Here is a 9344-nt window from a genome sequence, read left to right as displayed (position 1 = left end):
GTCCTGAACTTCCACTCCTCCCTCCCGCTTCCTCCTGATACGCAGTAGAGGTTTCCATCCACACTCCCCACCAAAACCTCCATCTCACCGTCCCCGTCTACATCTCCTACGCTGAAGGAACATACCACATCCCCCGTCTTGAACTTCCAAAGTAGCTCCCCGCTGTGGGAGACGCAGTAGACGTATCCGTTATCACACCCCACCACAACGAACTCAGGGGTTGCGACCACGCCGTTAAGGTCGGTCCACCCCCTATCTGGCGGGGAGAAGCTCCAAAGTAGACGCCCTTCCCTTGAGAAGCAATACAGCCTGTCACACCGGTCTGCTTCATCCCCCTTATCCCCATTGCTTGCGTGGTATATCCTATCCCCGAAGATGAGGGGATTGCAGGTGAGCCATGTGTTAATTTTCCCCACATAAGCCTTCCATAGGAGGGTAACGCCGTCAGCGACACGCTCGTTCACACGAACCACCTCGCCCGGCTCCTCGGAGTAAGAGGAGTGAGGAGCGAAGGAAAGGATTAAAGGGATTAAGAGGATTAAAGGATTAAGGCGTGATATTTTATGTCTTCCGCTCATGTTCTACCTCCTCGTCCTAAGGGCGCAATGCCTTGCGCCACCACATCGGCGGAGATACCACCCGAAGGAACGAGGAACTAGGAGAGAGGAACCAGGATTTTCATCTCCTCGTTCCTTTCTCCTCTCCCCTCGTTCCTCATCGGAACACGGATATTTTAATCCGTCCCCGATCCGTTATCAAGTCATCGGATCACCAGCGGGAATAAACCTCTGCCCTACTGATAATGATGTATCCACACCGAACTTCTACGCCCCGGTTAGCCTCTCCTCGAACTCCTCCAAGCTGCCGCATCGGATGGCATAACGAAGCAACTGCTTCAAGATGCCCCTGTCTCCTAGCTCTGCCTGTGCATCTTCTCAGGACCCTTCAATCCATCACGTAATTGTGAACCACCTCCAGGTCGTTAAAATCCCAGCACCGAGATGGTTTCGCTCCCGTTGTTCACGACATAAATTTTATCGCCATCCTTCCCGATCGCTATGCCGTGGGGAAACTCGTCGACGCGTATCGCCTCCTTCAGCACGATCCCCGTCGCCGTATCCACAACCGTCACCGAGTCGCTCGAGCTTATCGTGACGTAGAGCAGATCGCCCTCCGGATAGCTCCCCTCAACGGCCACATCCACCGGAAGCCTCCCCACATCGAAGCTCCTCACCACCTCGTCATCCGAGGTATCTATCATCGAGACCGTGCCGCTGCCGTAATTCACCACGTATACGAACCTGCCGCTCGGAGAGACGGTTATCCTCCAGGGTTTATCTCCCACCTTGATGACGTCAGCCTCCACTTTGCCCAGGAGGTCTATGACGGAGACCGTGTTGTCCCTCTGGTTTGAAACGTAAAGCTTGGAGCCACAGGCGGCGACCGAGATGGATTCCCTGCCGATCGGTATCCGGGCCTTCTCCTGTCTCGTCGCCGTATCCACCACGGAGACGCTACCCTCGAGCATGTTGGTCACGAACAGCCATTTCCCGTCGTCGGAGACCGCCACCCCTGTCGGCCCGTTGCCCACGTTTATGATCCCGCCGAACCCGTTCACCTTGGTGTTGATGACGTAGATACAGTCGTCCTCGTTACACGCCACATAGGCCTCATCCAGAACCGGGTTGACGGCCACCTCCTCAGGCCATCCCTTCACCTTTATGTCCTTTATGACCTTATCGGATGTCGTGTCCATGACCGAGACCGTATCGCCCATGTTGTTCGTGACGTAGGCCCTCGATCCGTCGGGCGAGATGGCGATGAACTTAGGGGCAGAGAGGGGAAACAGAGGGACGGAGCTTATCCTCTTCAGGAGTTTCGGCAGAGGCTTAAGGGATAGATCCACGGCGAAATCGCCGATCTCAGGGATCTCCACCTCCCTCTCGGCCGGAATGTAACCCTCACAGGAGGCGGTGATCCTCATCCGTCCGCTCTCCTTGAAATCCTCGATGACGGCCTCCCCGGAGTCGTTCGTCACCGCCTTCCTTCCCTCGACGGAGACCTCGGCGTTCGGAACGGGAGCTCCGGATCTCGTGTCCAAGGTCCTCACGATGAGCTTTCTCCTGACCTCCATCGTTACGTGAACCACAGCGCTTTTGCCGTCGAACCGGATTTCGAGCAGGGTTTTATGCTCTCCGGGCTCAAGACCATCACGCTTGACGGAGACGGTGATGGAGAGGGGCGAATCGGAGACGGAGCCCGATCCGGGTCTGACCGAGACCCACGGATCGCCGGGTTTCACCTCGAACCTCACCGCCTCGGCACATCCCTCCCTGGTAAGGGTGAGGCTCAGCTCGGATTTCCCGTATCCGAAGTCGAGCCTTTCCGGTGAGGCGCTCAGCCTGCACTCCCAGGCCTTCTCCGTGAACGTCACGAGCTTCTCCGGATAATCGACGAGCTTGGCGGTGATTCGGTATTCCCCCACCTTATCGCCGAGCGTGAACTCGGTCCGGGCGTATCCGTTGCCGTCCGTCTCTGACGCCTGAGGCGATAGGGTCATACCGGAGGCGCCTGAGGGGCTTTCGATCACGCTGAAGGTTACTTTAACGCCGGGGCATGGATTGCCATATATATCCAGCACCTGGACGATGAGCGGCTCCGCCAGAAGCTCAGTCGGATTCCCGGACCGATTGTCCCCCGATACGGCCATTATCCTCTCAGGCCCTTCGGGCCCGGCAGTGGCATGGAAGGGAACCCTCAGATTCCCGAAGAGGGCGTTCACCTCATACTCCCCGACCTTGGTGCCGAGCGTGAGGGTTGAGCTTGCCAGACCTTTATCGTCCGTCCTGACGAGACCTTCCAGTTGGGCGTCGTTCGAGGGAGCTCTGACGATCTCAAACCTCACCTCAACGCCGTCCACCGGATTGCTGAATCTATCGGTGATCCTGACGACGAACGGTTCTGCGAGCGGCCTCCCGACCGTTCCGGTCTGATCGTATCCTGAGATGCCGGATATGATCTGTGGCCCTTCATGATCGGCGTAGCATGTGAAGATCACCGGCGACCCCTGGAGCGGCGTGCCGTCCGATCTGCTCGCCGAGGCGGAGATCACGTAATCCCCCATCCTCTCGCCGGGGGTGAACCACACCTTCGTCTCGCCGTTAGAGTCGGTGGAGGGGGTATCGTCCGAGAACCTCCATCCGGTCGAGCCCTTCGGGGCTCCTGCGAGCTCGAATCTCACATTCACGCCGGGAACGGGGTTTCCGCCGATATCCGTGACCCTGACCACAAATGGATCCTGAAGCCTCTCGGTCACAACTCCTTTCTGCAAATCGCCGCTCAATTTCTCCAGCCTGGCCGGCAGGCCGTGGGTCGCCTGAACGACGAAATCAACCGGTGAGCCGCTGAGATCGGGGTTTTCGGCGCGGACGATATACTCACCAACTTTCATCCCAAGCGTGAACCTGACGACGGCGATTCCGGATTCATCCGTTTCAGCTGTATCCCGTGACAGTTTCGCGTTCGCCCCACCGGGCGATGATTTGATCTTAAACCCGATCTTCACCCCGCTTACGGGATTGCCCTTCTCATCCACGACTTTCACGCCCAGATCGACAGGCTGGGAGATTTGAACCTCCTTGACGTAGGGCTGCTCCGCGATTCGATACGGCTTACCCGGTTTGACCTTGATCTCCTTCTCAGCTTTGATACTGCCGCATATGGCTGCTATCCTGTAGAGCCCCGCCTTCCTCCACAGGATGAGGTCGGAGATCGCCATCCCGTCTTGATCGGTTATCGGCTCAGGGGGATTGAACTTCGCCCCGCTTTCTGAGGGCGTCAAGCTCACCCTCTCATCGGGGACAGGATTATCGAACCTGTCCGTAACCCTCACCTTCACCTGGATGGTTCCGCCTGAAACCAACTCCGGCGGATCACCTTGGGGCTCGATTATAACGATCTTTTCGGGGTAGGGAACGGCTTTGATCTCAAACTCGACGAACTTGGAGGGATCATCGGCCAGCTCCGGCCTTACGGTATATTTCCCGGGCTTCGTTCCGAGGGTGATCCACGTCTCGGCGTAGCCCGATGGATCGGCCTCCACCTCCTCAGGTGAGATCGTCGCGGTTCCTGCCCCCTCCGGTTTGATAGAGATCCTGAACCGCACGCGGGCTCCTTTCACCGGGTTTCCGAACCTATCTTTGACGGCCACCTTAAGCGGCTGTGAGATCCTTTCGCCCGTATGTCCCTCGGAGGGCCCGCTCATCTTAGAGATCTGAGGTTCGGCGGGGGTTATCCTCACGGGGACGGTTCTCCTTAGACCTCCGCATTCCGCTGTGACCTCCACCACGCCTGCCTTCTCCGAGCGGAGGAGGCCGTCCCTGGTTATCGTTCCCTCGCCCTTCAAGCTCCACCTCGGATCGGGCGCATCCCACCATCTATCAGAGCCATCGTATCTGACCTCCGCCTTAAGTTTACCCTCCTCACCTGCCTTTATCGTCTCTGGAGCTATGATCCTCAGATCCTCTATCTTCCCCAGTGTCTCAACGTTTCCAGGGATAGCCCCTTTGATCGAGCCCTCCAGTGGATCGGAGGCTCCCGAAACCCTATAAAGCGCGACGACCTTATACTGATACCGATTTCCGGGCTTCACCCCCTCATCCACATACTCCGTCTCGGCGGTTTCACCTATGCGCGTGAACTCCGCGTCATCCGGCCCTTTCCTGTAGATCCTGTATTTCAACGCGTTTTCGTCCTCATCCCATTTAAGGATCACCCTTCCGGGTTCCGACTCCACCGTGAGCCCTTTGACGTTTTGGGGCGCTTGGGCCTCGGCTTCGGGGTTTTCGGGATCGAGGGGGTTATCATGAGGCGGCTCACATGATGTGATCGCCAGGAGTGATCCTAAAAGGACAAAGATCACGACGTATCTCATCTTCATCCTCCTCGGCGTGACAAGCACAGGGGTCTATCCCTGCGCTGAAATTCAACGTCGTAGAGCGGCATTTTACATGCCGCCGCATCCGGCGGGGGATAAACCTCCTCCGCTCATATTATCGTTTAAGTGTAGCAGAGATCTGAGAGGTCAGAAGTGCTTATTTCTCAGCGTTAGGAGGAAACAGGAAACAGGAAGCGGGAGGCAGAGGAAAATCTATACGCTCACAAAGCTAGATTTGGGAAACTGACAGGGAGACAAGGGGACAGGGGGGAATTTCCCCTTGTCTCCCTATCTCCTTGTTCCCTTGTCATACTCCCGGACTACGGAGAGCTGACTACAGACGTTTTAATGAACTACACTTAAGGAGAATATGAGCGAATCTATATCCCTGTCTCCTGTTTCCTGCCTCCTGTCTCCCATCGGTGATACTGCTACACTCAAAGGAAATTGGGCAACTCCCTCCCCACAGGGCGACCCGGTGGGTCGCCCCTACCTCATCAAACACATCTTCCTGACACCACGATATCCTCCAACGGATAGCTCTATCATGTAAATGCCCGAGGACACCTCCTCCCCGATATCATTCCTCCCATCCCAGTATGCCGCCCTATCTTTACTCTCATAAACTCCTGCCCCCAGCCTCCCCAGGTTCAGTTCTCTCACGAGCTCACCCTGTATGTCATAGATCCTTATCACGACCTCACCATCTCTCGCCAATCTGAACGGTATCCATGTCTCAGGGTTGAACGGATTGGGGTAGTTAGGCAAAAGCTCTGTTCTTTCAGGAACCTCCCTCAGCATCACCTTCACCACTCTCCCATCAGCCGTCACGCCGATAGCATCATCCGGCAGAACATGGAGCGGCAGCCTGCTGAACGGTCGTCCCAGACCCACGAAGGCCATCCCAACATCGTCTATCTCGATAGCGAATGTATTCCCCATGACGTCCGCAGTCGGCCCTTCATCGTTGGTTATAGGGTTATTGCGTTTATTGAGTTCATTGGGTTTCATTAAACCCTCAACCCAATAAACCCTATAACGCAATAACGATTTGAGGCTGCGGAGTGCCGACGGCTGACGGGGGAGGTATCTCACCACCACCGCCCACATCGGTTTATCCAGAGCCACTCCCTCACCAACCACCCAACCTCCAACCACTTCACCACTAACCACTCCACCACCAACCACTCTTCCACCAACCCCCAACCACTTCTCCTTCGGCGCTCCCATTCCCATCTTCTCTCCGTAATGCCTTCCGACCATCACCAGATCCAGTATATCCACCTTCCCATCTCCGTTCACGTCCCCTTCAGGCCCTGATGATCCGTAGTTCCTGCCCACCATCACGAGGTCGAGTATATCCACCATTCCATCCCCGTTGACGTCCCACGGATACCCCTCGTGGGTGACCGTCACCTGGATCGGGTAGGAGATGAATCCCTCATCGTCTTCGGCGTAGAAGATCACCGTGTATGTTCCGGGTTTTGTGAATCCGGTGTATTCCCCCTCGTATTTCTCTTTTTCCTCGGGGTTCCGCGTGAGCTCGAACCGATCGAACTCCCGATCGAGGGTTTCAAATGAGGTGGAGAACCCCGGCGGGACGATCACGCCCCACACCTTCACGACTTTCTTATCTGAAACCCTCACCCAGAAGCTCGCCGAGCTTTTCTCCTTTTTCAAACTCACAGATCCCGATGTGTCCATTATCTCCGGCAGGCCGGGCATGGTGGTGATATCGGCGGGTATGTATTTGCCCTCAAGTGCGATGAAATCCCCCCTCTCGTTGACTATCCCATCCCCATCGGCGTCGAACACGGGAAACTGTTCTCTGAAGCACTTGAACGCCTCGAGCTCGCTTATCGTCTCGCTCAGTGCTTCGTCCAGCGCCCGGTTGCGGTAGATCTTCCTGAACAGGAGTCCTGAGAAGGAGAGCCATCGGGTCACCAGGGAGGGTCTATCCTCACGTGCGCTGGAGATTATGATTCTCCCCTCCTTGGCGAGCGGCTTTACGAAGGAGCCCGAACGGCACGCCTCTATGATCAGGGTTATCTCCTTCACACCCGATTTCCTCTCAAGTTGATTCAGCCAGGAGTTCAGCTCATCGGGCGAGAGCGTGGAGTCGGGGCTTCCCAGCAGATCGAGCAGGAAACTCTCCTCCCTGCCGTGGCTCACCATGTAGATGAAGAGGGGGACATGTGGGTTGACCTTATCCGAGGCCCAGTCCAGAATCGCATGTTCAAAGGCGGCCTCTGAGGTAAGGGCATCCACCTTTATATCCTTCCCCTGTTTGTAGCTCGGATTGATGTAGTAGATATCGTCGTCCGTAAGTCCGCGCATCCTGAGGACTTTGTATGCGAAGTTCGTCAATCGGTTGAACCGATCCCATTCGCTCTCTCGCTTCTCGCTCACCCCGCCGAGCAGGATTATCGCCTTGCCGATATCGGTGACCGCCGATATTCCCTTCTCATCGCTTGCTCCCCTGTAGAACTCATCCCCGTCCCAGCTTACGGCTATCCTCCATATCCCCTCAGTATCAGGAATGAACTCATAGCTCAGCAACCCGTATTTTCCGGTTTTAAGCGTTATGGGCTCGCCGATTCCCGATGGATTCCTCGTCGTCACGGAGACGGATCTGTCTTCGAGGTTGGGCATCAACCTGATCTCGATCTTGACCTTCTCGCCCACCTTGACCTTGCCGGGAATGCTCTCCCAGCTTATGAAGCTCCTCGCCCTTTCGACCTGGAAGGATTTCCCCTCGCTTTGGGAGGGCTTATACCGCTCGTCGCCATCCCAGGAGGCTTTGGCGTTCCAGCCTCCTATCTCACCGGGCTTGTATTCGACCTTGAACTCGCCGTTCCGGTCGGTCGACGTTTCGAGCTCTTCGGTTATCCCGGACGGCTTTGTGATGTAGAGCGTTATCTTCTTCCCCGCCCTCTGAGGGGATTCGGCTTTGGGGAGGATCAGCTCCCCGGAGAGGGTCACCTTATCGCCATACTCGATCTTTTCGGGCTCGATGATGAGCGTCAGGTAGGATTCCCTCCGCACCCAGACGTTCAGGGTGAGATGGAGCTTGTGTGTGATGCCCCCGCCTGTGCCGGTGATAGATAGATCGTATGACCCCTCCTCGACGTTTTCGGAGACGGAGACGGTCAGCTTGCACTTTTCGCCGGGTTTCAGTTTGTCTCTATCGAAGCTCATCTGAAACCTTTCCGGCGCGGATTCCACCTGAAGTGAGACCTCGGCATCGAACCCCTTCTTGCCTATGATCTCCAGGGTGAAGACGGCTTCCCCGCCCGGGTTTGTCTCCTTTGAGGTCTCGTCCGCCTTAATGGCGAAGTCGGTGGTGACCTCGAAATCAACGGACGGGCTTTCACATCCTGCGTAATTCTCATTCCCCTCCCAGGAAGCCTTTGCGTTCCACCTTCCGGCCTTATCGGGGGTGAACTTAAGCTCATATGTCCCGTCGGCTTTCGTCTTAGCTTTAAGCTCCTGAGTTCTGCCCTCAGGAGATGTCAGGATGAGGGTTATCTCCACAGCGATGCTCGGCGTGATCCTCCCTGAGAGTGTGACACTCCCACCGAACTCCAGGGCAGCAGGGTTAGCTTTAAGGGTTATGGAGGATCTACCTTTGCCGGGCAGGATGATGTCGATCAAAGCCCTCGCCGATTTGATATCATCGTCTGAGACCGTGTGTGAGGCTGAGCCGAGGGTTTTACCTGAGCTATCTTTAACGGTCACCTTGATCACATCTCCCGTCTCGGCGACCGCTTCTCCCTCGTAATTCACGAAGGCCACCGAGTATTTGCCGGCGTCGTCGGTGGTCGTCTCCTGATACAGTTTCTTCGTCTGATTTTCCACGATGACGGTCAGGCCGCCTTTCGCCGGCGTCCCGTCCTTCTCCCTCACCGCGCCTCCTATCGAGAAAACAGGTGTGGAGGAGCAGAGGGCGATTGAAGCAGATGCCAGGTTGATTATGAGAACAAGCATCAAGGTTTTGATTTTCATCGTTGCCTCCTTATCCTTCATGATTTCAGGGACAGTTCATATCCTGTATGAATTAGGGTGACGCTTTATCTGGTAGGGAGGGGTTTATCCCCCGCCTAAAACGGCGGCATATAACTCGACTTTTGCAGTAACTCTACTGGTAAAAGAGACTGATATAAGATAACATAAGTGAGCAAATCATTCCAGGAGGCCTTTTATGATACCGATAGTTAAATTTCCCACAATCGTTCAACACTATGCACACTCAGTAGATCACATTGACTGAGAATCATTGGGTAGGATGAATATTATCTGCCACTATCTTTTCACTTTCGGTGATCATTCAGGCTGTCAAGTAGGCAGCGAGTTGGTCGACGGTAGCACCGGAGCGGAACTGCTCTTCGAGCCACACCAGGAAGTTGCG

3 protein-coding genes and 2 pseudogenes are annotated in these 9344 nt (G+C 55.7%); all 5 read right to left on the bottom strand.

Going from position 1 to position 9344, the window contains the following annotated elements; genetic code table 11:
• Positions 1–464 (bottom strand): PQQ-binding-like beta-propeller repeat protein (locus J7M22_12100; GenBank protein MCD6507347.1); only part of this gene is annotated, 464 nt, incomplete at its 3' end.
• Positions 465–982: 518 nt separating this feature from the next.
• Entirely contained in the window at positions 983–4933 is a 3951-nt protein-coding gene (locus J7M22_12095) for a beta-propeller fold lactonase family protein (GenBank protein MCD6507346.1), read from the bottom strand.
• 492 nt (positions 4934–5425) lie between these two features.
• A complete protein-coding gene (locus tag J7M22_12090; GenBank protein MCD6507345.1) occupies positions 5426–6046 on the bottom strand; it encodes a hypothetical protein in 621 nt (206 codons plus the stop codon).
• A gap of 147 nt (positions 6047–6193) precedes the next feature.
• Positions 6194–6661, bottom strand: a pseudogene (locus J7M22_12085) (hypothetical protein).
• A gap of 207 nt (positions 6662–6868) precedes the next feature.
• Positions 6869–8962 (bottom strand): annotated as a pseudogene (locus tag J7M22_12080) (hypothetical protein).
• Positions 8963–9344: the final 382 nt, after the last annotated feature.

Source organism: Candidatus Poribacteria bacterium, assembly GCA_021162805.1.
Lineage (GTDB): Bacteria > Poribacteria > WGA-4E > B28-G17 > B28-G17 > JAGGXZ01.
Note: the sequence above shows the minus strand (reverse complement) of the source record. Positions and strands in the feature narration are given on the sequence as shown.

What these genes read in the sequence shown, in the direction of transcription:
- J7M22_12095 (MCD6507346.1), bottom strand. Translation starts at nt 4,933, where the DNA reads ATGAGATACGTCGTGATCTTTGTCCTTTTAGGATCACTCCTGGCGATC.
- J7M22_12090 (MCD6507345.1), bottom strand. Translation starts at nt 6,046, where the DNA reads ATGTGGGCGGTGGTGGTGAGATACCTCCCCCGTCAGCCGTCGGCACTC.